Below are 23,054 nucleotides of genomic sequence, written 5' to 3'. Positions count from 1 at the left end.
CGCCGACATGGCTCTGACGGACGACGACCGCGACAACATTTATTCGATTAGAAGCGAATTTGGTTATAATGTTGTCGCCGAGGCGCTGTCAGATCAGGCGGTCAATTATTACCTCGCGGCTGCTGAAAGCAAAAAAGATGAAACTTACTTCGAAATCAGAAGTGCTGCTGGATATGTTCGCCACGTATTTCAGACGAACGCCTTTACCAATGACGGTTCCCTCGACCATTGGTTTGAGCTTCCGACCCTCGGAATACAGGAACTCGCACGCAGACAAAGAGAGTTGCGCACAAAGTGGGAGTCAGAAGTCACCGCTATCAGTGACGAAGAGCATGAGGCCATTGAAGCAGAGAGAGAACGGGTCTCCGATCTAGAAGATGAAGGCTTCTATGGGCGAACTGTGGCCTACACCCCTGAAATGAAAAACTGGATCTATATCCGTTTTGGAAAGATGCCCAAAACTGGAAGGTCCGCATTCGGTCTTATGGGCGAAGACAACGAAGATGGTGTTGATCCTTGGCGACAGGAACTCGGCAACATGACCCACGAGGCGGGCGTCTGCGTGTTTAAGGCATATCGACATCCAGATGTGCCAGATGCTTTCGTGCTGATCCAACCGCATTTCGAACTTGCCCGCTACAATGTCTCAAATGCAGAAGAGCATCTGCTGGCAATCATCCCTGATGCGGAGTCCCTTCAGGATATTCCAGTGATAAAAATTCACGGCGATCTGGTAACGACCAAGGGCCGAGATGGGACGTTGAGAGCAGATTTGGGTAGCGATGGCGAGTACCTGCTCGATACGGGCAAACCTCATGAGGTCGAGGAAATCGATATTTCCCGTGTTTGGGCAACTGAACGCGTCTCGGTAACTGAATTGCTTCAACGCTATCGTCGTTTTGACGACGACGGCGGCTTGAAAATCTGAAGGCTTGTTGCCATCGGATTTTTCCGATACAACCAGAATACCTAATTGGGAGATTTATGCGCAGCTTCTTAGATCGTTGAATTCTGCATCAGCAGAGTGGCCTGCAAAAGGCTGTAACGGCTTGCGCCAAAATTGCTCTCCATTTTAGGAACAATCCAATGACATTGAAGATCATGTCGCCACGGGCTGGCGACTCACGACACCTATTGCGTGCTTATACAACTCCGGTTTCGAAATGGATGCGATCATGAACGTCTCGCGTTTCGAACGCCGAATCCTCGAAATGCTGGCACGTGGCGGCCGCATCCAACCCGAAAAAGACGACCGAGGTAAAATCATCGACGTCGACTTCATCACTCGGGAAGGCTGGTTCATGGAGGGGGCGAATGTGGAGACGTTCAAGAAGCTCCGCGCCAAGAGGCTGATCGCCTCGCTCAATGGCAGTGCTTATCGCATTTCGAAGCACGGGATTCTAAGCCTGCAAATTGCTCGCAATGCATAAGGTTGTCGGCGGCCTCTGGACTTGTCTGGAGGTCGTTTGCTTCGAATGGCTCTATCGTGGGCAAATAGGCACGCACCAGAGCACCGTAATGAGCGAGAAGACCATCACCCTCTATCATGGAACTACTCCCGATAGCGCCGAACTCCTGATGCAAAACGGATGGCAGCCAAATAGCTTCGCCTCAGGGAGCCAGTGCGGGCAGACGCGGTTCCTTTATCTCACGACACAGCCAGAAGATGCGCTTTGGTTTGCGAACGAGAAGGGGTCGGAAACAGTTCTAGAGATGAAAGACGTCCCTTATTCCATGCTCAAGGTCGATCCCGAGGACGGCGTTAGCGACACCATAGAAGAAGAGGTTAGTTCGCCTCATGGATTGCCTGGCAAGGTCGTCCTCACCAAGGCAATCGATGCAAGTGCTTTTGAACTCTACGGGATACCCAAGCCCACTTTCCGCTAAGAAGCCTTCGCGGTATCCCTGAACTTTTCAGGGTGCTCTTTCTTTAGTTTCTCGATGTGGTCCAAAGCGATCTTCATGCCTTCATCGTCGGGAAGCTGAGTACCCTCGGCCCAGAACTCGTAGCGACGATGAGGTCGCTTGGGTTTGATGTATTGGACTTCACCCATCCGGTCGTAGGAATAGGTTTCCCCAACGTGCATGACCATCACGAAGACTGGTGGCCTGTTTTCGATTTGGGTCGGATCAACGAAGATCGGAGCGTGATTGTCCAGCTTGCTGGGGTCGAGTGTCCGAGCATCGATCCGCTTTGCGTATTTCGGCATCGCCAGGTAGGGGCAGACCTGCAACGCATATCGTGCGCATTCGTAATGCAACGGAGAGTCGTAGAAGACACCGTCTTCGGTTAGCGAGCTTGCAGGACCTCCCACGGACCAGCGTCCTCTCAGGAGCTTTTTCCCGCAAATCGCGCAGAGCTGTTCCTTGATGTGCTTTCTGCGGATCGTGTGATCATTGATCGTGAAGTGCGGATTTCCCTCCTTGTCGATCAGCACATTGGCTGGAATGGGATATCCTCTTTTGTCACGGCGAAGATCGCGCATGCGATCTGGGATAGGTACTTCAGTCCAGTGCATAGATTTCTCTGTACGATATGGAAGATAGCGATAAGACCGCGATCAAACCTTCCTCAGGGATGAATTCCTCGGGCGTTGTCTTGTTTGCTGGTGCCAGTGGGTTCGAGAGCTGATCGCCCTTTCGTTGTAATGAAGGCGGCCGTCGCAGGAATCTTGCCGTCTTTGACGGTTGGGTGAGCCGTAATCTCGGCCCATCCTTGTACGAGCGCATCGTCGAGCGCTTTCGACAAACCGGAGCCTACGATCTGGCTTTCGAGTAGCATGTCGTTTCTGGCAAGCCATTCCATGAGCTTGCGGGTCTTCGGCTTCATTTTGATACTCGTCACTTCGAGGAGAAGAAATACGCCGTTGGGCATTGAAGCTCAAGCTGCCGCATTCACACCTTTGGTGTCATCGAATGAGCTGCCAACGAAGATTTATAACTGGAATCGATTCTGAGGGCATATTGCGGGTCGACAAATCTTACAGCGGCTCTTTCGAGCATGTTGCGAGGATTGTAGGAATTGAAGACTTTACCCTCGTTCGTGAGGTCAAAAAACACATCGCTCGCGCAACCACCCAGTCCAGCAAAACCCAGATCATGGTTGGTGACTTCTCCGATGAAGACGATTGGCTTTTCATCTCCCCACCTCAGAGCCGCGTGAGTTGCGGCTTCTGATGCTACTGGCCAGGACATCAACAGAATATCTGAACTTTCGCCATAAACTTGAACTGCCCCAACGGCGTCAATCTTCTCGACGTCGAAATACATGCCTTCATTGTGTCCGTCATGACCTGATAGCAAAGTGGTTGCCTTGATCTCGACCCCTTTTTCGGAAAGCAGTTTTGCAAGGAGGCCATTGCCTGCAAAGACTTCGAGAACGCGTCGGCCGTCAATCCAGCGAACCAGTTCATCGATAAACAGAGGATCGAAAGTCCCCCAGGAAACAGGTTTGTTCATGGTGCCTCACCAAAGCGATATGGCGTCATCATGATGCGACTGAATGCGAGACACTAGCATAATTCCGAATATATGACTTCTTTGAAATCGTAACATCGTTGCCAAATAGCGAAGGAGCGGGGAAGGCGCAAGGCATATTAAAAATGCAACAATTGATTTCTTGAATTATATGAAAGCTTTGATAGAACGGTTATGGATTTAATAGCCAGGCAGTGGGACCATGAAGAGCAATTTCACATTGCCTGATTTAAAGGCACTGACACCGACATCTGAACGACCGGACTTCGATTGGACATCTATCGAAAGCCTGTGCGACGAGATGGCAGTCCTGAAGAACTGTAAGCAGGACAAGATCTTCCATGCTGAGGGCGATGTCGCCACTCATACGAGGATGGTCCTCGAACAGCTGGTCAGCGGTAAGGCTTGGCAGGTGATGTCCAAGGATGACCAGTTCAAAATGTTCTGGGCGGCGGTGTTCCACGATATCGGCAAACCTGGGACGACCCAAGAAGATGCCGAAGGGCGCGTGACATCGGTTGGTCACTCAAAGCTGGGCGCTGCGATGACTCGCGATCTGATGCGGGCTGCTGGCCTTGATCTCGTGTTGCGCGAAGAGATTTGCACCATCATCACCGCGCATCAGCTGCCGTTCTGGCTCTATGAACGCGAGAATGCCGCCAAGATGGCCTGCCAGTATTCTCTCTCTGCGGTCGCTTCTCAGTTGCTGGCGCATGCGGAAGCAGACGCTCGCGGCCGTATCTGTCAGGATCTGAGCGACCTTCTCCTCAAGATTGATCTCTCTAAGGAGGTGTTCGAGGAGATGGGGGTATTGGAGAAGCCCTTCGAATTCGCGAACGATGAAAGCCGTTTCGCGTACTTTGAGAAGGATGACCGTAATCCATGGTATGCGGCACACGAGGAGTTTCGCTGTGAGGCCACGCTTGTTTGCGGGTTGCCAGGCACAGGCAAGGACACATGGATTTCCAAAAATCTGAGTGATCTGCCCGTTGTCAGCCTCGACCAGTTGCGAGATGAACTCGACGTTGATCCCACTGGCAATCAGGGAACGATCATCCAGGCTGGGTTGGAGGAAGCACGCAAACACTTGCGGGCTTCGAGGGATTTCGTCTGGAATGCGGTCAATGTGACCAAGCTGAACAGAGAAAAGGTCACTCGGCTTCTGCGGGACTATAATGCGCGTATCCGGATCGTCTATCTTGAGGTCGAGCCATCACGCCTTCTCCGTCAGAACCATGAGCGCAAAGCGACGGTTCCCGTGGACGTGATCAATCGTCTCGCCAAAAAGCTTCAGCCGCCATCGGCGACTGAAGGGCATACGGTCGAATGGCATTTCGAAGGCCAGCTCGTGAGCATCAATGGCGTGCGATCCAGTGAAAGGTCGCCAAATCCGGCGATTTGAATTTGCGTGTGGTTCCTTGTTTGTCTGGTAGGTAGTCTAAAAACAGACAACAAGGAGTCACACATATGAAAAATGAAGACCAATGGAATGAAAGGTTAGGCGACACCCTCGATAACGACGGCACGACGCTTTTTGAAACCTATGGCGATGACCTGAAAAAGGTTCAGGCAGCTGATCCATTTACGGTATGGACTGTCATTGAGACTGAAAATGAGAACCAATATCTCCGCCCAGGATTTCATGTGGTCGATATGATCGGATACGTGATCTCCGAAAATCCCATTACGCAAGAAGAACTGAACTCCGGCGAATGGGACCCTGTGCTCTGGCTGGATCGAGCTGAATTAGATTTAGATGACTCTAATGACGACGATCTAGGCGAAACGTCGTCATTTCGCCCCTAAGTAGCTGTCGCGATGTTTTGAATAATTAGGCAGAAGTGACGGATAAAAAATAAGACACAGGCTGAGGTTGAATTTGATTTTGTCACAATTTGCTCGTAATATTTGGAAAATTGCCAAATAAGGGGATGAGAGTGCGTAAAATATCAGCATTTATTATATCAGCCGTCGCGCTTGCCATGAGCACTGGATTTGCCCAAGCTGCACGTGGGGACAACAGCGAAGGTCAGGGTGGTGGTGGCATTAAAATTGAATATTACCATGCCGACCCGTTGAGCCGCACAACTGGTAACAGCAATGTAGCGTATGACTGTCTAGTTCAGACTTGGGTTCCGCAATCATTGACTTGCAGAGGGAGTGACGCAAACGAACAGTTCGTGGATTTTTCGAATGATTGCCGTGTAATTCCTGGCCACATGCAAGATTCGATGGGAACCTGCTATAAGGATGAATCTGTCGTTGAGTTGTATTGTAAGGATGGCGGAACGCTCGAATACGTCTCGTCATATTTCGATAAAAAACTGAAATACCGCAGGGTAAATCCAAAAAAGCAAATGTGCAGGTATAAATATGTCCCAGCCCCAGAGCCTGATCGAGGCAATTACGGAAACCGGATGTAGTTGATTTTGGCAGGGCTTAGGTCCTGCCTTTTTCTTTGTCGGTTGCTGATAATAGATATTTTATAGCTACAAAATCAGTAGCGGTGACGGGACAAGATGAACATCAAAGATTGGATGGCAGGTAGCGTTTTTAAGAACAAAGACGGCACGCCGCTTGTCTGGTTCCACGGCACCGATTCCGAGGTCGACTTCAACGTATTTACAAAAACAGACGACTATTCAATAGGGTTTCATTTCGGGAACGCTGATGCCGCAAATGACCGCATCAATGAGATGTTTCGAATGGTGCCAAGGGATGAAAATTCGGGCGTCATAATTCCTGTCATCTGTCGCGCCCAAAGCCCGTTGAGGCTACCCGATCTATATGAATGGAGCCTAGATCAAATTGCGGACGCGATGCTGAATTGCGACCTAATCGACGACGTCGAGCACGAATGGTTGGTGCAGAGATGGAGACTTGAAGACGTGTTCGCGATCCTTGAAGAGAAAGGCTACGACAGCGTCGTCTACCTCAATGAATGCGAGCACAAGGAAGGAGAGGTCGACTCCATTTTCGTCTGGCGGGCAGAACTTCTAAAAAGTCCATATGCAGCAACTTTTGACCCGAATGACCCGCGACTGCTCCCGCAGAACAAGACATCAGAAGCCGATATAGAAAATTGGGAAATACTGGCCTCTGAAATAGAGGCTGCGAAGGAAGAATATCGGGACTTCGTCAATCAGTCTGCTGCGATAATTTCACCCTAAGGAATTAACGGTTGAATTCATCAAAATTGGAATGTAAATATCGAAATTGAAAGGTGGGTAATCACGACCATGCGTTCAATTCGACTTACTTCCTCAGTTCTAAACCCCTGGAAATCTATAGCCGCTGCTGCGTGCGGGATCATCGTATTTTCAACCCTGATTGCTACGGCATACGCCGATAGCCTCAACGCTTCGCTCGACCAAATAGATGGTAGGATGGACCGAATGATGGCAAGCCTGGATCGGTCAATCGCAAAGGCAGACAGGATCATTGCAGAATTAAAGGAACAAGGATATCGGCTGGAGCAGGTAACAACAGAGAACGAGATCGGACAGCCGCTTACCAAGTTCGAGGAACGAAATTGGTTGAGTGGCGGTGCCATGTGATCTGAAGGCGAGGCTGGTCTCTAGCCTTCAGATCTGATTGTCTCGCTGCGTTAGATTGGCAAATGGACCGCAAAAGGCTCGTTGCGATCTTCCTTGCGCGATTTAACGGAAGGACGCTTAACTGCCCGAGAGGCTTCCATCGCCGCAATGGTGGCTCTTAGACGGTCGCGTTCGTCCAACGCACGGGTCAATGCCGCACCAAGACCTTGCCAGCCGGATTCGGATTCATCTTCCTGGGCAAAGTCCGTTCGTAAGCAGATTACAGATTCCACGTAGGTCGCTGCTTCTCTGTCCATCGCGCGGAGCATGCAACGCTCCTCGTCAAGGCGGCTTAGGTAATTGACGAGGATTTCGGGATCGATCCGTTCCCCATCGTTTAGACGTTTGATGAGTTTTTTGAGGGCGCGATTAGTGACGTATTCAGTCATGCTGTACTCCATCAATTACGGTTGAAAATCCGTAATTCTGTTTAGGCTCCCAAATATCTGTTTGACAGTCAATCGAAAGGTCGATTTATTGATGCAAATATTATTTTTTGTGAGGGAAATATCCTGGTCGGGGTTCTACAGGTCTAGCACCGAAATTGAACCGTGCTTATCAGCGTGATGACATTCTCGCCAACACGCATTGTGATATTTGCAAGCGAAAGAAGAAAAACCTACAATGGTTTTCTGCCTGAGGAGTGCAACGAAAAATGGAAAAGCAGTGGCAGGACTTCTGTCAAAGGCAGGAGGAAGAGGAAGAGCAACGACGTCGGTTTGAGTCCGGCGACTGGTAAGGAGTAGGTCATGAACCTTGAGAAGGCGCTTAAGAAAGACGAGGAGTTCCTGGCACTGCTCAAGGACGAGGGCTTTGCCTGCGCGGCCTATGAGAGCTTCTGCAATCAGGTATATATCAACGAGCAGCGCGAGCGGTTCTCATGCTCGTGGCGCTATGCTGGCCGCATTGTTGCGGAAATGCGTGATGAGGGTGAGGATTATCTCGACTACTACCTTGGTGATTTCATCGAGCGCACTGGTCTTGATCGGGTGCCCTTACACAAGGACAAGGTTCAAGAGATCTATAACCGTCTTGGTTGGCGTCTGCTGACTGTCGACGATCAGGTTCAGGACTTTAAAACGGCTCTTGAGCTATTGAAAGAAAGGCGCGCACTTCCGAAGGCGGAGACGCCTGATTGGTATGAAGCGATCAAGGGATACATGAAGGGCTGGGATACCAGATTTGCAGGCGATGACCCCGTATCTGTCGTTCATCGGGCAGCCAATGATGGGCAGATCACCAAAGAAGAATACCACTTCCTGCATGATCGCTTTTTTATCGAGTCCGAAGCTGCCGACATTCTTGTGAAACAAGGTGTCGTGAAGAATAAGCAGTAGAGGATGAGGGGCGGTGACTGCTGAACAGTTTTAAAAATTATTATTTTGTAAAATTGTTGACGGTGACGTCTGAAATTGCTAATTGGAACCCCAATAAATCCCTCACGGGGATTTTCAAGAGGGGTTCGAACAATGAAGGCGTTTATTTTCTCCGATCACCAGTGCGACTTTTGGGGACAATTCACAGTGTTCCCAAAAAAGATTAATGCTGATGTCGCAATTGTTGCGGGTGACCATTCTCCTAATCTGGTTTCATCGGTGGTCGCTCTGTCGAGCTTGGCTGAAAAGATGCCTGTCATTTATGTACCAGGGAACCGAGACTACTACGGGACGGATTTCGATCAGGTCAACGAGCAGGCGCTTATTGCGGCCGAGAAGAACGGCGTTCGCTTGTTGATCAACGATTCATACGACATCAATGGTGTTCGCTTCATCGGTTCGACGCTTTGGACTGACTTTCAGCTCGACGGCGCTGAACGTGCAGCAGAACTCCTGCAGAGGAACTTCCTCGCGGACAACGTTATGATTGCTGACTGGTCTCCCGCGAGACAGCTGGAAGAACACAGGAAGGCTCGTTCATTTATCGAGAGCAAGCTAAAGGAGCCGTTTAACGGTCTCAAGGTTGTCGTTTCGCATCATACACCGCATCGCAACTCTGTGCATGCTCGTTACGATGGTTCACCCCATAACGGATGCTTCACGACCGATCTGTCTGCGCTGCTAGAAGACTTTTCGGCTCCAGACCTGTGGGTGCATGGTGCAGTTCACACCAACCATGACTACTTCGTCGGCAATTCGCGTGTGATTTGCAATAGTCGTGGGTACGTTGGAGAGAATCCCGAGTATGCCGAAAACTTCACTGTGGATCTGCTGCGTTTGAGGCCTTCGGCGGTCGTTCACTGAGGTTCCAATGGCTACGCTATTCCACGGTAAGGGCACGGACTATCATCCGCGCGTCCAACTGGTCGACAAGGTTCTTTCAGACCGTCTACAGGCGCTCGGATACCGAACCAAGCGCTACGGCGACGATTGCGTGTTCGCTTCGACGTCGCGAGATCAAGCTAGTGACCACGCTCGTGATGAAGACCATCTATTCGTGGCTGAACCATTGGAGGGTGCCAAGGTGATGATGGTTGTAGGCTGCAAGGATATGATCATGAAGTTTGAGTCTTGGTTGCGCGAGAAATCAATCTGGGGACACCGAGATGGGTCAGCTCGCTCACGTTTCATTTCCGACGTCCAAGGCGACATCGGAACGGTCGAGACATACCTTAGCCTTAACCGCATGAAGAATGTTGTCTCCGGCCTCGCTGACGAGTTCTTGGCGGAATTTGAAGTTCGAGAGATCGTCGTTGGTCCCCTGACACCGACTTGGCAGCCTTCATTGGTGACAATGAAGGGGAAGTGGTTGTCAATGGACCCATTAAGCTGGAGCCTGCACCGCCTGCTCCGGCGATGGCAATTTGAAGTTATTGGCTTCCTCGCGACGTTCTTAAAAGCGTGGGCCAGTGCTCTCACCAAAACGAATTTCGAGCACGCTCGTCAGACCGAGTTCACGCGCACCGAATGCACATGCGTCTTCGGATAGCGCAACATGCTCAGGACCGTCCTCTGTCTCCTCTGGGACAGCGAACTTCCCGTCGACATATTTCTCTACGTCGACCAGATCGCCATTGTTCGCATCAAATTCAAAGACGTATTCCGCATCCAGGTCGAAGTTGTGAGCGGGCCACTTCTGAGCGAAGGCCAAAAGCTCATCGACCTGCACAGTTACACGGTAGTTCTTTCCTGCATTTACAGCTTCCATATTTCAAATCCTTGTCAGTATCATTTTTCAAGAATCGCCGCGCTCAACGCAAGGGACAATTTCCGCTATTTATATGGATTTTCAGGGCGATGAGGATAAATAGCAAATACTCGCGTTAAAAAGCCAATTCACTTTCCTTTTTCTCGAAAAACAGTTGCCGATATTGCTTCCAAGTTGTATGGATCGCTGTAACATCGAGGTTCTAATGTTCAAAACGATCAACGCAGGGAAAACTTTTGGCATTCCGGTTTCAATTCATTGGTCTCTGACCGCACTCTTTTTGGGGCTAGGACTATATGGCTTCTATGAAGGTGGGGTAGCGCAGGCAGCGGAAAGCGTCGGGTTGTGGCTGATCGTATTTGTATCGGTCTTTTTTCATGAGTTGGGGCATGTCGCGGCTGCTAAGCAGTTCGGCATCACGGCGGTGTCTATCACTTTAAGCTGTATTGGTGGCTCAGCAAATTTTGCAACTCCCTTGGATAGGCCTCTTGCGCGCTTTGTAATCTCACTTGCTGGGCCTCTCGTTAATGTTCTTTTCGCGATTGCAAGCTTCATCGCCCTTCTTGCAATCCACCCCACTTTTGAAGTCAAATCCATTTTCACTCTCGAAGGATTTCTGATCGCGACAATCGCACTGAACGTCGTGTTGTTCTGCTTCAACATGTTGCCGATCTATCCATTGGATGGCGGCCAGATCATGCGTGCGCTTTTCAGTTCTGTTTTGAGCACGGAGAACGCCAAGCGAGTAACCTTTGTCATGACCGTCCTCGGCGCTATCGCTCTCGCGGTCTATGGCTTCTCTGAAAAGTCGTGGATCACGGTTGGCTTTTCGATTTTCCTGTTGCTGACTTCCTACTTGGAACTCGGTCGTGGGCTGAAAAGGCTTCAGAACGCGATCTCGTCTATGCGGACCAAAGAAGCCGTGGCCCAAATGCTCGACATTCAGTCGAAGGGCTTTGATCGCGAGCTTGTCGCCAAGGCGGTGGTTCCCAGCAAGATTCCAGGGCAGTTCGTTGCCTTCGACGCAGACGGTCGTGATTTCGCCTATGCTGCGCATTGGGCTGGTTACGAGAGCGTGGATGATCGTATCAGTCAGATGAAGGTAATCTTGGCCCACATGAAAACCGCGAAACGGGTCGGCGGAGCCTTTCGGTGGGTGTCTCAGTACGAACTGGAGGAGTTTGCGAAGGCTAAGCGCGAGGCTGAGCCTTCTGTAGGATAAGAGCCGTCGCTATGGCTTATGGACTGACGGTTGTGTCGATCATTGGGGCGGTCTCCCGTTGCTTAATGGGGAGCGGAGTTCGCTTCACTTCAGTCTCGTAAGCCTTGGCCCATGTGAAGAAGCCGGAATATCCCATAAGCTCTCGTTCGAGACCGTAGAGATCCTCACGGTCCTCGTCGGTGTAAGTCTCTGGATCGTAATCCGGCTCTGACGAAGGAATGTCTTTGTAGCGATGATGCCGCGCCTGCTTCTCGATCCTTGCGGCCAGTTCGATGGCTTCTTCGGCCGTTTTAAAGCTCGTGCTGCGGGTGTAATAGCCGTTGTCGCACGCTCCGCTGTTGTACTGATAAAATTGGTACTGGACTTCAAAATAGGACGTTGTTTCGGTCTTCACTGTTTCTCTCCTGAATGGCTGGTCGGAGAGGGGACGGCATTAGGCCATCCCCTCGGAAGGCTTGTCGCTCAGGCGGCGAACTCAGACTTCTGCTTTGCCACCCAATGCCTGCGAGCCACCTGCTTGATGCCCTTGCGAGCAGCCATCAGGGCATTGGCCTTCGAGCGAAGCTGCCAGCGGGTGTAGTTCCACTGATTGCGTTCCGTTTCGGTATCCGCAGTTTTGCGCATGACCTTCGCTTCACGTATTTCATGAGCGATTGCCTTGAAGGTCTGTTTCCATTCGGCGACCAGAGCCAGGTAAGCGTCGCGTTCAAGCGTGCCGATGGTGTCAGCAATCGTGTCAGCGATGTCTTCGCCGCGCTTATGCGTGCGAGCCAAGCTTACAAACTTGTTCAGGGATTCAGTGTTGAGGTTTTTCGGTTCCATGATGTTGTTCCTTTTATGTGGCCATCTGTCTGTTGGGCCATGTTGTCTTCGGTTGAATTTCAGTTCCGAGGACAGGAACTAGGGAGGAACCTTTGGCGCGATGCCATAAGAGGCTGCGCTAAATTTGGTATTTTGGGTTTCGGCCTTAGCCGTGCGGACGTCCCGTTTGAAAGAGCTACAACATCGATTTATTTCCCTTCGGTTGCGTTATGACCTAAACATGAGGGGCCTGAATTCGAAAATCAAGCCCCCATTTTTATTTTTTTACATCGATGGCGACATGTCTATTTCGATCTTCCGAATGTCCCAGCGCTTTATGGCCGAAGCGCCATGTTCAACGGACGCCAATATTTCCCTTTTGACGGCTTCATGCTCGACAAAGAGATCGGACCCTTCAAATTCTGAAACGACATCGCGAATTCTGTCAGCAACATTCTCAATTGCGTCTTGGGTTGGGTGGTCCAACGCTTTTCGGAATGCCGTCCGAAGCCTGAACCAGCTGAAGCCTTGCTCCTCAGTCATACAGAGAAGATGTTTTCCCGTAGTCTCACGTGTCATGAAATCGGCGGCGTTGAGAAGTGAGTATTCTTCGTCTGGGAAATCCGCTGCCTCAGGTATCAAAACGGTGGCGTTGGTATTGATCAGTTCTTCTCGAATTCGGTTCGCTGCAGCATGCTCTCTCAGAATGTCCGTGTTGTTAAGCGAGAAAACATCGAGATGAGTGGAGTTACCAACTATGTCTTGAACGCGCGATGTCCCTATGTCGAAAAGTGCTTTGTCTTCATGAAAAACACTGTGCACGGGTGGCGGGCATTTCGTGTAAAGTTGGCCATCAACGAGGATCATCTCATCGCATAGTTTCCGATAGAAATCGTATTGCGCCTCGTAATCGTTGTTGGCGATGCTCCGGTAATCTTCCGATTTAAAAGGGACAGCATTCTCGACCCTACCGTAGCCATTCAATGCGAAATAAGCGCAGCGGGAATCAGGATGTAAGTCAGCGAATGGATTTCTGGTCAGGATGCTCAGTTTCGATCCCTCGTACCATTTCAGGCATTGCCCGACCGAATATGATGAATCCATTTTTTGGGCGAAATCACTTGGGTCGAAATTCTGAAAGTATGGTTCCTGCATCCAGTTGCTATTTTCGAACCATCGAGTTTCGTTGATCGGCTGTCTGCTTAAGACTTCGTTTGTAATATTCAGGCCTGTGATGGCTACGGGTGCTTCGAGACTGCTGATTTCCTTGATTTCAAACGTCTCATAGGATTTAGCGATAATTACATCAACGTTCCGACACCCCTTCTTAACAGCGTCAATCCTGAACGGAACTGGTAGTCTTATTCTCATAGCGCATCTCCAATTTTCATTTGATGTTGGTCGTAAATTGAGCAACTCACAAAAGGCAGTATTGACTGAATAATTTTGATTGATTTCATCCCTTAAATCTGACAAATACCTTCCCCGAAGGAGAGTGTCATGTCTGCCCCAAAAGGTCTGCTGAGCAGAGACGATTTCAAGAAATACGTATTTGAACGTGATAACCATAAGTGCGTTATCTGCGGGGCACCTGCTGCTGACCCTCATCACATCATCGAACGCAGACTGTTTCCTGATGGCGGCTACTACGTCGACAACGGAGCATCCGTCTGTAACGAGCATCATTATCAATGCGAGACAACCGAGATTTCGGTCGATACGTTGCGCGAGCTGTGCGGGATTTCGAAGCCTGTCATTCCGCCGCATTTCGACGAGGATACGGTTTACGAGAAGTGGGGCGGTGTTGTCCTGGCGAATGGCATGCGTCTTCGTGGCGAGCTGTTCCATGAGGAGGGCGTTCAGAAGGTTTTGAAGGCGGGCGGAATGCTCGACCGCTACCTGCGGTACTACAAGTATCCACGCACACCGCATCTGCCGTTCTCTGCATACGTGACGTCCGATGACAAGGTCATTGCAGATTGGTCGCACCTAGTCGGCCAGCGCATCATCGTGAGCATCAAGATGGATGGAGAGAATTCCAGCCTCTATTCGGACTACATGCATGCCCGCAGCATCGACGGCCGTAGCCATCCGAGCCGCGATTGGCTGAAGCGTTTTTGGTCGACCTTTGCTCACGACATTCCAGAAGGTTGGCGTGTCTGCGGTGAAAACCTGTTTGCACAGCACTCGATCCGTTATGATGACCTCGAAAGCTTCTTCTATGGCTTCTCGATCTGGAACGATCAGAATGTTTGCCTCGGATGGGATGAGACCCTCGAATGGTTCGAGCTGTTGGGCATCACGCCCGTGAAGGTTCTCTACGACGGGCCGTTCGACCTGAAGGTTCTGGAGAAGTTGGCCAACGAGATTGACACGACAGTATGTGAAGGCTTTGTCGGGCGGCTGGCGGGGCCTATCCGCTACGGTGACTTCCAGCGGTCATTTTTCAAATGGGTTCGTCCAGCCCACGTAAAAACCGAAAGTCATTGGATGCACTCAGAAGTTGTGCCTAATGCACTCAAGAGTTGAGCTGAAAGCAACTTTCAATTGGAGAAACCATGAAGAAGGTCACTCGTCGGGAAGTCACGGAAGCCGTCTCAAAGGGCTTGGTGGACTTCGGCTATCCGGATTCTACTCCTGAGAAGGTCGATGAAATTCTGGCTGCCTATGTTGATGGGAAGCGTGGTGTTGAACTGCCACACGGCATTCTCGGCCGCTTTGCTGAATCTCAGCTGGAAGACCTCGAAAAAGCAGGATTGGATTTGAAGGCGCTGAGTTAACGACCCAGCGCCTTCGGCGTTCATTTCAGCAAGGTGTTCATCGAGCTATCGAGCTTAGTCAGCACGTACCTCAAAGAATCACAATCTCGATAGCCGACTTTCAGGAACTTTTTGACCCCGATCAGCGCGTCAGCCATTTCCTCACGGCATAAGAAATTAATGTAGTTCGTCGTGGGCAGATTCTGGCTCCTCTTGTAGCAAAATGATTTCGGTGGCAGCCGAACCCGACCGTCGTCATCCTCACCTTCTTCTTCCTCAGATGCCCATTCTGAAAGCAGGTTGAGAACTATATCGAGTTCCAGCTTGAACTGGTTTGTCCTTGCAGCTTCATTAATCGACAGCAGAACCCGTCCAAGTTCCTGATGAACCTCTGTTGGCAGTTTGCCTTCAGGACGCTCTATTGGTGCACCATAGTAAGTGGAGGTGGCCACTGCCTTCCCGCTTTGGCTGCTAGCTTTATGTTCAAATGGCGAAATATCACGCGCGTGTTGGGCTGGCGATTTGAACCTTATCTTGTCGGAATAGGCGAGATCGCAATTGGTTTCGGTGATTGGGGAGGGCATTTGGTTAAGTGTGGGCAGAATTCTTGCTACTGGATACCCGAGCTTGTTGTGTGTGATCAGGTACACTTCTTTGATCCGTTCGGGGAAATATATTCCGCCCCAATTGACCTTAACCACTGACCAATCGTTCCGCTCAGCCCAATCCTGACGTGCCTGGTGCAAGTGAGAGACTGAGTCAGCATATGGTTCGTCCAAGTCTATGTATCGCCTAGATTTTTGATGAAACCATCTGCTCCCGTGATCGCTGCCAGGAAGGGCCTCGTCTACAGTTATGCGCAAATCGGGACATGCCTTGTCCGTTGGGGAGATGAGTGTTGGAGTTGCTGGAACCAGGCCCGTTGCATCCATGAACTGTAATGTTCTGGCGGCATGCGCGAGTTCGATCATCGCTGTAGAGGCTTCAGGGCAGACAGTGCCCAACTCAAGATGATCACTAGCAACTCGCATAAAAACTCGGAGCGATCGATTGAATGAATAATGTCTCGCCTTGATGAGCTGATCCAGTGGTCGCGATAAACGCACCCGAATGGCCGTAGACCATATCTCCTCATCAGACGAGACGTGATGAGTTGCCGATAAATATACTTCGTATCGGCGTGGCACCTGGCTGGAGGTGAGGGTCTTGTTTGCTTCAGCGAAGTTTTTGAAGCCCGCGAGCTTTGATGTGAACTCTAGAGCCTGAGAATGCGTCATCTCAAGGCGTGGGCCATTGATCTTGGCGAACGTCTTTAGTTTTTCAATCCGCTCAAAATGCAGATTGTCGAATATGAAAGTTTCGGCGATGAAATCACCCTTCATAGAACAGTCTCCACGATCAAGAGAAGTGTCCCCGCCAACCACTTCACGACCATTGATTGTTCGATGAAGAGATAACTTAGTCAGATTTACTAGGCAGTGCTTTAATGGCTTCGCCCTGGGCGGGGCTTTCTTGCCGCTGCATCGACACGCTGGGAGGTCTATGCCACGACTGGGATCGTGTCAAATGACTTTTGTCCGTTGCGCCGACAGCTGGTAGACCGTGTCATGGGCTGCATCGATGAAGGAGATTTAGATGGCGGAACTGAAGGCAAACTATCGCGCTGAGGCGTGGATCAACGACAACGCAGTGGCGACTGGCGACAACTGGGAGTTCGACATTTCGGACGCCGTTCGCAAGATGTCAGGCGTTGATCGCGAAACGCTTCTGAACAAGCTGGCGCGTCATTCCAGCGACCTGGATAACATGGTCGACCTCGCTGGCTTCGAACCTGCCCATGACGGGCCTTTCACCGTTGAGATCGAAAAGCATGAGCTTGATGAGTTTATGGCGGCTGAAGGCCTCACTGGCGCACGTTATGTGATCGCAGATGGCGAGAATGGCTCTTGGACTCATATCCTTGACGGCAGGAACGACAGCGAAATCCGCTTCGTCTATGACCGAGAGGAAGACCGTCTCGTGTATTGCGAAATCCCAGGCGGCTTCAATCAGGACGGCCAGTATTTCGTAGCTGGCTCGGACGATGTCCATGCTGACGTCGAGGATCACCTGAAGAACGCGAATGAAGACGCCCTGAAGAACCCACTCGCGTGGGAGCTTCATATTTCCGACGAGTTGCCTGATTGGGTGCCGGAACCGTCAACTCTGAAGATGTGATTCCGATTTTCGGATAGAGAAAACGCCCACTCGTTCTTCCCGGAATTTAGTGGGCGTTTTCGTTTGTACCGATTTCATAGTCGCTTAGGCCTCGACGTCGTTGCGCCAAAAGCTGGACACCTATTTTTCCGCAATTATCGCGAACATAAATCTCTTATTAAATGGTCGTCTTTTGCTGGCCGACATGCCAGCCTTGTTTCCAGAGTGCTGACTTTTGGAAACTTTTGATGACTGATAATGCCGAGAATTTCGATGATCTATTTGCCGTACGTTCGCCACTTCCTAGTGTGTTTGTAGGCAATCTCGTCGACGAAAATCGCGATTTTGACTTTCATGACAATTCGGCTGCTGCACGGTTCCTGATGGAAAGCGCATTGAATGATCTTGGTGGCACTGCAATTACCGAATCCTCTCCAGAAAACGACGAAATCCTGTCAAATATGATGGTCTCTGAAGCGCTGTTCGCGCTTCGCCGCCAGGATGTTGTGACGTCGTGCAATTGGTATACGCATGCCATCCAGCGCATGGTTGCTATCGCGTCGACTCTTCACCCTGAGATTGGCTCGGATGAAGAAGCCGAACGCCATCCATCCAAACTGTTCAGGAACCGTGATGAAGCTAGAACGGTCCTCTTTGCGGCAATGGCCATAACTTCCCAGAACATCAATGTTCAGGACAACATGCGCTACGCTCTGGAGCAGTATCGCCATTTTCTGCGCACGGGCATGTTCAAGCCAAAAGCCTATGGTGCCAACGGCTCTGCTATCGAGAGCAACCTGGCACGTTTCAACTTCATCCTTTCCCGGGCAGACGGTGACCTGACGCGTCTTAGGAAGCTTCTGACCATGAAGCTGAAGATGAGCCAGCTGCAGAATATTGGTCGCAAGTACGGCATAGAAATCGCTGGTAAGGTCCTTGCCGACGAGACTGTCTATGGAAGCATGTTGTTTGGTCCCAAGGTGGGCAATGGCTTCTTCCAGAACCTGATGGGTAATCATGAGCCAGTCACAATCGATCTCTGGTTCATGCGCATGTGGGGCCGATACACAGGAACTCTTATACGTGACGAGATTACTGGGGACTCGCATGAGCGGCTGTTGAAGGGGATAAAGAAGTCCATGGAGAGCGTGCGTATGAAGGCTCTTCTGGAAAAGGACGGCCTTGCGCGCACAACGCGTGAAATCGAGGATATGGATGCCGCTGAACTCCTCGACTACTGCCGAAAATTGAAGCTGACCTGGGAGAAGATCAGACGTCGATACGTTGAAGGGAAAATTTCAAACTCATATGCGACGTTGGCCACACCGAAGAAGGAACGTCCGGCGAACAGCGTTGTTTCTGAGTTCAAAGCCAGACTAGGTTGGCCAGCGGCCGCTGACTCGATTGTCGGAGCTTTGGGCATGCCCGTAGATACTCCCAAAAATGCAACAATGCGCCGTTGGATTAGCAATATCGTTGCGAAGTCCATAGATAAATAAGTTGCGGGAGAATGGATACGAAATAACCGCCGCCGACTTGCAGGCTATCCTTTGGTATCCTGAAAAGGAGATCTACGGGAAATTAACTGGTCGGCCAGTTGAGCGCTTCAATATGTCATACGATGAGGCAATCTTACGGATAGCTCAATCAGAAGGAATAAAGGATGAATACATCGCAGCAGCATTACGCTCCTTGGGAGAGGACGGAATCGGACGATTTGCAGATATTGCAGGCATTGAACCAGGCTTCGGAAATTCAACTGAGTGGTCTAGTGGACGAACTTCTGCAGATGGCGGACGAGACGAGCGAGACGAGGAACTGACGCTCGGATTTTCTATGTAAAAAATCAAACAACGGCAAGTGGAAGGTGCGGATCAGATGATTTCCGCACCTTTTCCTTTTCGACATTCGCAGTCAGTTTCCTATGGAGTTGGCGGCATTTTCTTGCATAATGGACATCTGCAAAGGAGCGCTATTGTGAGCATGGATAAGGCAATTCGAGAGTTTGCCAAACTGATGGCCGAAGGCGCTCGAATTCGCGAGCAGCGTGCTGAGGAGGAACGTCGCGCTGACTACCAGGCTCGCGTTGAAGAGCTATTCAGCAATCATTCGACTGACGACATCAAGGCACTCTGGTATCAATTCGAGGCTTCAGAATATGTGCTAGACGAAGTCGAGGGATATTTAATTTACGACATTATGGCCGCGCTCAATCAACGCGGGGAGGGCGACCTCTGTCGGTACTGAATTCGGCAGATAAATAAGCACCAATTCTCAATTTTTAATTTGCAATTATCGCCTGTTTTTCGTATTTATTGCGCCAACAATTCAGACCCCTAAATTATGGAGAGTGGCGCTATGAATGTATCTGCAAAATTGCCGCGCATTGATCGCGGGGAAATCTCCAGAATTAAGGGTCGGGGAGCCAACACTTTCCTGATCAAAGGCGAGATGTCTCTATTTCAGCGAGACGGGTCCGGTAATTTCACGGAATTCGCATTAATTCGGGCTAAGCACCCGGCTTTTTTGGATGGCCGAGGTCTCGCAGAAGACACTATTACGTTCGATGATTATACAAAGCAGTATGTGATTAAGGTCAGAAGTGGGCTTTACACCGTCAACCTTCCAGACCGTGTAACCGCTTGCGCCGATAAGGTCGTGACGCGTGAGTTGCGAAGCGCTCGCCTGTCTGAACAGATGATCACCATCGGACCAGATCCGCAGCGCATGCGGCGTCACAGCGTTCTGTCCCGCTTGCACCGCTAAAGCGGTTGGATTTCTGAGTGCAATCCAGACATGACGGCTCGAAGGCAGTCTAGGCGTGCTCTGTCGTCTTCGGGGTTTGGCAGTCCTCCGATCTGATTGGCAAGCTCTGTGGCTGCTCAATCGATAGCCAGGCCAGCGGCCGGATCGAGGACGAGGAAAGAGCAATCAACATCGTTTCCTCATTGTCTCCATACTCAATGGAGTCATAGCCTTTGGCCAGGAAGGCAGCGCGCATCGCTGCGAACTCCTCCTTGGAAGTCACCGCGCCGCCATTTTCGTCATAACCAAACAGCTCGTAGTAGGAGAGGTCGCCGAACGGGTTCTCAACGTGAACGGCAGAGACCAGAACACGTCGGCCTTCATGGGCATAGGCAAATATGTTTTCCGGGTCGTCCGAGAAGAAGAAGCCGAGTGCGGAGTTGTTGTCCTCGCCAGTGCCGACGAAGGCTTCGTCAAACGCATCGAAACTAGCGTGCGTAGTGTGGAATACGATGCGTTCGTGTTCGTTTAGGATAACGTCGTCGAGAGGTGTCATGGTCGGAAGCCGTTCGCCTTCCAAGGGAGGTCGTCTTCTTCGAGCTTTTTGAAAGCCATGTCTCTCCAGTTCCCGATACTCGCATGAAATAGGGTTTCGCCTGTGTCATTCGAAACCGCTACCAGCACCTTCTTCTTATTGAAGACCCTGATTTTGAAGGTGTCGCGCTGCTCGCCGCTACGGAACCGAATTGGTTCCTCGAACTGGATGTAATCACCTGCCTGCAGCTTGGAGACGGACGCTCTATGTTCCAGTCGTTCGCGGCATTTTCTGCGCCACTCGTTTGACGTTTTGTCATCGGTAGGAGTGAGCAGGTCCAGAATGCGCTGAGGGCAATTTATCTGGTGGACACCGCATTGTTCCCCATATGCGTTGTATCCCATCTGGGGATAGTTGATGCCGTCTTCTTTCTCGTTCGCAAATTTGATCTGCATTATGTCGGCAACGACGGTCTTGATCCCGTATTTGTCAGTTTGCTCGACAGCGATGTAAATTTCGCTCATGTTGACCATGGCTGCATCGAGACAGCGCTGTTTCACCCCATAGTTTTCGCCGCTATAAACCTTGTCTAGCCATTCTCGAATGTTGCTCGGCTTTGAACCCCAACACCAACCCATAGTGGTCTCCAGTCTTGAATTCCTGTTTCCTCAAGACTGTGGAACGGGCCTGCTTACGACAAGCGATCAGTCGCCTTCCCATTTGCCAAAGCGTTCGACGAGTGCTGCTACCACTGCTTCTCGCCTCCCTTTCAGAGCGTCTGGACCATTCTTCCAACTCTTGTTCTTAGGTTGATCGAACCACTGCACGATGAGTGTAGAATCGTGCAGTTCGGCTCTGACGGAGGCGAGTGACTCAAGACCCCACCCTTGATGCCCTCTGTTAATCGGCGTCACCATCATTGACGGCAGTTGTTCCCATTGGGGTCTCGCAGCCTGGTAGAGGGTCGTGTCAATGACAAACCTATCGGATGGCAGATGGACGATCATATGACCTTGCCAGCGCTTCGGGTCTGATTTTGCTCTCAGGTCGGGATTGCCAATTCCCAGTGAGTGCAGTTCTTCTTCGCCTTTGAAAGCTCGGATGGCCACGAGTACAGGGCGCACTTCTGCGTCATGAAAGCCGATCTTGAACAAGAAATCTCTTACAGTGAGGGAGCACAGGACACAGCTTTGTTTTGATATGTCCTTAATGAATCTGCCTTGTTCATTGTAAAGCTGATGCAGATGTTCAGCGACGACAGCCAGCGCCTTCAACAATTTAGGGCGTGGTTCTCCACCGACGAGCATATCACCTAATTGCAAAAGGGCCTCCGAGTATTTCGCGGAAGCCCTACATAGGGGATGAGGATAGGACCGTAAAGGGGCGTTGGCCGTTAGCGCTGCAGGCTCACCAAGAGAACCAAACCTGCTCCAGCGTTTTTTGAGCTATTGTCGACGCCGACAAGACCAAATACCTGGGCCGCCACGAGTGGCAATATCGGCGATGCGATCATGACTGACAAAAACATTGCCCGGATGAAATATGCTGAAGCTACTGCGGTTCTCCGTGGATGATTGAACATAGGGTTACTGCTTTCCTTTAATGGTGCAGTGATAATTAATTGCGTGATAAAAATCAAGCGAAAATAGTGGAAATAATTAGATTAAATCCACAATTTACAGGTTCGATTTTAATCGACAGCAGATTAGCTGCGAAGTTCGAGAACGAGCTTCAGGTGAGTGCGATCTGACAGGTCAAATCCGAAATCCTTCTGCACACAGCGCCGCAAGAACGGTAGCGTGTAATGTTCCATGAAAATCGGGAAATATTCGAGCGGAATGCTCGCCATGAAATCTTCGTAATTCACAGGGAGATAGTTTTCCTTTGCTTCACGCTCCCACGAATGCGTATAGCGATACGTCAATAAGAAATGGGTCAAACTCCAGTTTTCATTGATCGAACCCCAGATAGCTTCCCACTGGTTCAGTTTATCTTTGTCGAAAAGCTGGCGAATGCGGGCTACCTGCATCGGGTCCGAAGCGCGGCTGGTGGTCCGGCTGACCATCATGTCCCTGATGGCGACATAGGAGAATAACTTCTCTTTGCCTCCGGCGCTCCAGATTTTACTCCAGACGTCCGCCATTGCCTGATCCGAAAGATAGCTGTGCATCTCATGGAGAACCGACGAGAGCACAACGCATGCATGGTGGCCGCGCCTTTTCTCATCCCTCACCAGAGCCTCAACTTCAGCCCAATCCATCGTGAAGATGATGCCGTCGTTGTCAGGGTTTGACTTGGCCAGCTCGATCATTTCAGGATCGTTGTCATAGCCGATCAAAATATATTGCGGGAAAAGCTTCTTGATGAAGCCGAGGAGCGTGCCGTCTGCGCAACCAAAATCGACGAACACTTCGGCGTCGACCTTATCGATGAAGGCGATCTTGTCGACCAGCGATTTCACCATTTCCTTGTTGTATTTTTCCATATTTGCGATTGGCGCAGTCATTTGTGAGTTCCTTTTGCGGGGCAAAATAGCCATTTATAGCAAGATGTCAATATTTATTGGGCTTAATCGGCGG

General features: G+C 50.5%; 32 protein-coding genes. 20 read left to right on the top strand and 12 right to left on the bottom strand.

What is annotated here, in order from left to right:
• Positions 1-7: 7 nt before the first annotated feature.
• From QU595_RS12765 to QU595_RS12755, 3 genes are all read left to right on the top strand, one after another.
• Positions 8-928, top strand: a complete 921-nt coding sequence (locus tag QU595_RS12765; RefSeq protein WP_315922494.1) for a hypothetical protein — start codon at positions 8-10, stop codon at positions 926-928.
• 247 nt (positions 929-1,175) lie between these two features.
• The gene (locus QU595_RS12760) at positions 1,176-1,430 is read left to right on the top strand and encodes a YjhX family toxin (RefSeq protein ID WP_315922492.1); all 255 of its coding nucleotides are present in this window, start codon (positions 1,176-1,178) and stop codon (positions 1,428-1,430) included.
• 88 nt (positions 1,431-1,518) lie between these two features.
• The gene (locus QU595_RS12755; protein ID WP_315922490.1) at positions 1,519-1,887 is read left to right on the top strand and encodes a hypothetical protein; all 369 of its coding nucleotides are present in this window, start codon (positions 1,519-1,521) and stop codon (positions 1,885-1,887) included.
• On the opposite strand, the gene QU595_RS12750 is transcribed toward QU595_RS12755, so the two are convergent.
• The 3 genes from QU595_RS12750 to QU595_RS12740 form a co-directional block, all read right to left on the bottom strand.
• Complete coding sequence (locus QU595_RS12750) at positions 1,884-2,519, bottom strand: hypothetical protein (RefSeq protein ID WP_315922488.1); 636 nt, start codon at positions 2,517-2,519, stop codon at positions 1,884-1,886. The genes QU595_RS12755 and QU595_RS12750 overlap by 4 nt on opposite strands.
• 53 nt (positions 2,520-2,572) lie before the next feature.
• Positions 2,573-2,830, bottom strand: coding sequence for a hypothetical protein (locus QU595_RS12745; RefSeq protein ID WP_315922486.1), 258 nt, complete (start codon positions 2,828-2,830; stop codon positions 2,573-2,575).
• A gap of 65 nt (positions 2,831-2,895) precedes the next feature.
• On the bottom strand, positions 2,896-3,459 hold the full coding sequence (locus QU595_RS12740; RefSeq protein ID WP_315922484.1) for a hypothetical protein: 564 nt from the start codon (positions 3,457-3,459) through the stop codon (positions 2,896-2,898).
• A gap of 220 nt (positions 3,460-3,679) precedes the next feature.
• Between QU595_RS12740 and QU595_RS12735 the strand changes: the two genes are divergently transcribed.
• The 5 genes from QU595_RS12735 (at position 3,680) to QU595_RS12715 (ending at position 7,034) form a co-directional block, all read left to right on the top strand.
• A complete protein-coding gene (locus QU595_RS12735) occupies positions 3,680-4,879 on the top strand; it encodes an AAA family ATPase (RefSeq protein ID WP_315922483.1) in 1,200 nt (399 codons plus the stop codon).
• Positions 4,880-4,944: 65 nt separating this feature from the next.
• Positions 4,945-5,283, top strand: coding sequence for a hypothetical protein (locus QU595_RS12730; RefSeq protein ID WP_315922481.1), 339 nt, complete (start codon positions 4,945-4,947; stop codon positions 5,281-5,283).
• A gap of 131 nt (positions 5,284-5,414) precedes the next feature.
• The gene (locus QU595_RS12725; protein WP_315922479.1) at positions 5,415-5,900 is read left to right on the top strand and encodes a hypothetical protein; all 486 of its coding nucleotides are present in this window, start codon (positions 5,415-5,417) and stop codon (positions 5,898-5,900) included.
• Positions 5,901-5,996: 96 nt separating this feature from the next.
• Positions 5,997-6,647 (top strand): hypothetical protein, encoded by a 651-nt coding sequence (locus QU595_RS12720; RefSeq protein ID WP_315922477.1) that lies wholly within the window; start codon positions 5,997-5,999, stop codon positions 6,645-6,647.
• 225 nt (positions 6,648-6,872) lie between these two features.
• A complete protein-coding gene (locus tag QU595_RS12715; RefSeq protein WP_315922475.1) occupies positions 6,873-7,034 on the top strand; it encodes a hypothetical protein in 162 nt (53 codons plus the stop codon).
• A gap of 50 nt (positions 7,035-7,084) precedes the next feature.
• On the opposite strand, the gene QU595_RS12710 is transcribed toward QU595_RS12715, so the two are convergent.
• Entirely contained in the window at positions 7,085-7,462 is a 378-nt protein-coding gene (locus QU595_RS12710) for a hypothetical protein (RefSeq protein WP_315922473.1), read from the bottom strand.
• Positions 7,463-7,822: 360 nt separating this feature from the next.
• On the opposite strand from QU595_RS12710, the gene QU595_RS12705 reads away from it, so the two are divergent.
• The 5 genes from QU595_RS12705 to QU595_RS12685 all read left to right on the top strand — a co-directional run bounded on the left by QU595_RS12705 (position 7,823) and on the right by QU595_RS12685 (position 11,439).
• Positions 7,823-8,410 carry a hypothetical protein gene (locus QU595_RS12705; RefSeq protein WP_315922471.1) on the top strand — a complete coding sequence of 196 codons (588 nt, stop codon included), beginning with the start codon at positions 7,823-7,825 and terminating at the stop codon, positions 8,408-8,410.
• A 132-nt stretch (positions 8,411-8,542) separates the two neighbouring features.
• The gene (locus QU595_RS12700; RefSeq protein ID WP_315922469.1) at positions 8,543-9,313 is read left to right on the top strand and encodes a metallophosphoesterase; all 771 of its coding nucleotides are present in this window, start codon (positions 8,543-8,545) and stop codon (positions 9,311-9,313) included.
• A 7-nt stretch (positions 9,314-9,320) separates the two neighbouring features.
• A complete protein-coding gene (locus QU595_RS12695) occupies positions 9,321-9,998 on the top strand; it encodes a hypothetical protein (RefSeq protein WP_315922467.1) in 678 nt (225 codons plus the stop codon).
• Positions 9,999-10,004: 6 nt separating this feature from the next.
• Positions 10,005-10,310: a hypothetical protein gene (locus QU595_RS12690; protein ID WP_315922465.1), complete on the top strand. Its 306-nt coding sequence runs from the start codon at positions 10,005-10,007 to the stop codon at positions 10,308-10,310.
• A gap of 112 nt (positions 10,311-10,422) precedes the next feature.
• Positions 10,423-11,439 (top strand): site-2 protease family protein, encoded by a 1,017-nt coding sequence (locus QU595_RS12685; RefSeq protein WP_315922463.1) that lies wholly within the window; start codon positions 10,423-10,425, stop codon positions 11,437-11,439.
• A gap of 16 nt (positions 11,440-11,455) precedes the next feature.
• On the opposite strand, the gene QU595_RS12680 is transcribed toward QU595_RS12685, so the two are convergent.
• From QU595_RS12680 to QU595_RS12670, 3 genes are all read right to left on the bottom strand, one after another.
• Complete coding sequence (locus tag QU595_RS12680; RefSeq protein ID WP_315922461.1) at positions 11,456-11,833, bottom strand: hypothetical protein; 378 nt, start codon at positions 11,831-11,833, stop codon at positions 11,456-11,458.
• 68 nt (positions 11,834-11,901) lie between these two features.
• Positions 11,902-12,261: a hypothetical protein gene (locus tag QU595_RS12675; protein ID WP_315922459.1), complete on the bottom strand. Its 360-nt coding sequence runs from the start codon at positions 12,259-12,261 to the stop codon at positions 11,902-11,904.
• A 264-nt stretch (positions 12,262-12,525) separates the two neighbouring features.
• The gene (locus tag QU595_RS12670) at positions 12,526-13,611 is read right to left on the bottom strand and encodes a hypothetical protein (RefSeq protein WP_315922457.1); all 1,086 of its coding nucleotides are present in this window, start codon (positions 13,609-13,611) and stop codon (positions 12,526-12,528) included.
• A gap of 129 nt (positions 13,612-13,740) precedes the next feature.
• Here QU595_RS12670 and QU595_RS12665 point away from each other — a divergent pair, with 129 nt between their 5' ends.
• Both QU595_RS12665 and QU595_RS12660 read left to right on the top strand, forming a co-directional pair.
• A complete protein-coding gene (locus QU595_RS12665) occupies positions 13,741-14,769 on the top strand; it encodes an RNA ligase family protein (RefSeq protein ID WP_315922455.1) in 1,029 nt (342 codons plus the stop codon).
• 29 nt (positions 14,770-14,798) lie between these two features.
• Positions 14,799-15,020 (top strand): hypothetical protein, encoded by a 222-nt coding sequence (locus tag QU595_RS12660; RefSeq protein ID WP_315922453.1) that lies wholly within the window; start codon positions 14,799-14,801, stop codon positions 15,018-15,020.
• Between the two features lie 20 nt (positions 15,021-15,040).
• Here the strand turns inward: QU595_RS12660 and QU595_RS12655 are convergent, their stop codons facing one another.
• A complete protein-coding gene (locus QU595_RS12655; RefSeq protein ID WP_315922451.1) occupies positions 15,041-16,381 on the bottom strand; it encodes a hypothetical protein in 1,341 nt (446 codons plus the stop codon).
• Between the two features lie 253 nt (positions 16,382-16,634).
• On the opposite strand from QU595_RS12655, the gene QU595_RS12650 reads away from it, so the two are divergent.
• The 5 genes from QU595_RS12650 (at position 16,635) to QU595_RS12630 (ending at position 19,961) form a co-directional block, all read left to right on the top strand.
• Positions 16,635-17,216, top strand: coding sequence for a hypothetical protein (locus QU595_RS12650; RefSeq protein WP_315922449.1), 582 nt, complete (start codon positions 16,635-16,637; stop codon positions 17,214-17,216).
• A 227-nt stretch (positions 17,217-17,443) separates the two neighbouring features.
• A complete protein-coding gene (locus QU595_RS12645; protein ID WP_315922447.1) occupies positions 17,444-18,694 on the top strand; it encodes a hypothetical protein in 1,251 nt (416 codons plus the stop codon).
• 1 nt (position 18,695) lies between these two features.
• Complete coding sequence (locus tag QU595_RS12640) at positions 18,696-19,037, top strand: hypothetical protein (protein ID WP_315922446.1); 342 nt, start codon at positions 18,696-18,698, stop codon at positions 19,035-19,037.
• Between the two features lie 135 nt (positions 19,038-19,172).
• The gene (locus QU595_RS12635; RefSeq protein ID WP_315922444.1) at positions 19,173-19,442 is read left to right on the top strand and encodes a hypothetical protein; all 270 of its coding nucleotides are present in this window, start codon (positions 19,173-19,175) and stop codon (positions 19,440-19,442) included.
• Positions 19,443-19,553: 111 nt separating this feature from the next.
• Entirely contained in the window at positions 19,554-19,961 is a 408-nt protein-coding gene (locus QU595_RS12630) for a hypothetical protein (RefSeq protein WP_315922442.1), read from the top strand.
• 49 nt (positions 19,962-20,010) lie between these two features.
• Here the strand turns inward: QU595_RS12630 and QU595_RS12625 are convergent, their stop codons facing one another.
• The 4 genes from QU595_RS12625 to QU595_RS12610 all read right to left on the bottom strand — a co-directional run bounded on the left by QU595_RS12625 (position 20,011) and on the right by QU595_RS12610 (position 22,981).
• On the bottom strand, positions 20,011-20,496 hold the full coding sequence (locus QU595_RS12625; RefSeq protein WP_315922440.1) for a hypothetical protein: 486 nt from the start codon (positions 20,494-20,496) through the stop codon (positions 20,011-20,013).
• The gene (locus QU595_RS12620; protein ID WP_315922438.1) at positions 20,493-21,113 is read right to left on the bottom strand and encodes a DUF6927 domain-containing protein; all 621 of its coding nucleotides are present in this window, start codon (positions 21,111-21,113) and stop codon (positions 20,493-20,495) included. The genes QU595_RS12625 and QU595_RS12620 overlap by 4 nt, the downstream gene beginning before the upstream one ends.
• Before the next feature lie 66 nt (positions 21,114-21,179).
• Positions 21,180-21,797 carry a hypothetical protein gene (locus QU595_RS12615; protein WP_315922436.1) on the bottom strand — a complete coding sequence of 206 codons (618 nt, stop codon included), beginning with the start codon at positions 21,795-21,797 and terminating at the stop codon, positions 21,180-21,182.
• A gap of 383 nt (positions 21,798-22,180) precedes the next feature.
• Positions 22,181-22,981 (bottom strand): class I SAM-dependent methyltransferase, encoded by an 801-nt coding sequence (locus QU595_RS12610; protein WP_315922434.1) that lies wholly within the window; start codon positions 22,979-22,981, stop codon positions 22,181-22,183.
• Between the last annotated feature and the right edge of the window lie 73 nt (positions 22,982-23,054).

The sequence above is a fragment of the Mesorhizobium sp. SP-1A genome, from assembly GCF_032460275.1.
Classification (GTDB): Bacteria; Pseudomonadota; Alphaproteobacteria; order Rhizobiales; family Rhizobiaceae; genus Mesorhizobium.
The sequence above is the reverse complement of the archived record's forward strand: the minus strand, read 5'-3'. Positions and strand labels throughout refer to the sequence as shown.